The 287-nt window shown below is 73.9% G+C and carries 1 pseudogene; it reads left to right on the top strand.

From position 1 onward, the window contains the following. Positions 1-72: 72 nt before the first annotated feature. Positions 73-287: pseudogene (locus I53_RS31920) on the top strand (efflux RND transporter permease subunit); the annotation flags it as partial.

Raw genomic sequence — 287 nt, 5'->3', positions numbered from 1 at the left:
CTGCCCTCGGCGTGCTCGCTTTGAAGCGCGCCGCCGAAGCCGCGCGCACCCGATGACGGATACCCCCATGACCGGGACCTCGAGGCGACCGGCCTTGGCGCCAAGGAGGCCGCGACGCGCGCCGCCGAGATGCGGCTGCGGCCGGTGATGATGACCGCCCTGGTCGCCGCGCTCGGCTTCCTGCCGATGGCGCTCTCGACGAGCGCGGGCGCGGAGGTGCAGCGGCCGCTCGCCACCGTGGTGATCGGCGGCCTGATCTCCGCGACGCTGCTTACCCTCGTCGTGCT

Origin of the sequence: Methylobacterium sp. B1, from assembly GCF_000333255.1 — a bacterium.
In the GTDB taxonomy this organism is placed as follows: Bacteria; Pseudomonadota; Alphaproteobacteria; order Rhizobiales; family Beijerinckiaceae; genus Methylobacterium; species Methylobacterium fujisawaense.
This window is presented reverse-complemented; position numbering and strand designations above follow the sequence as displayed.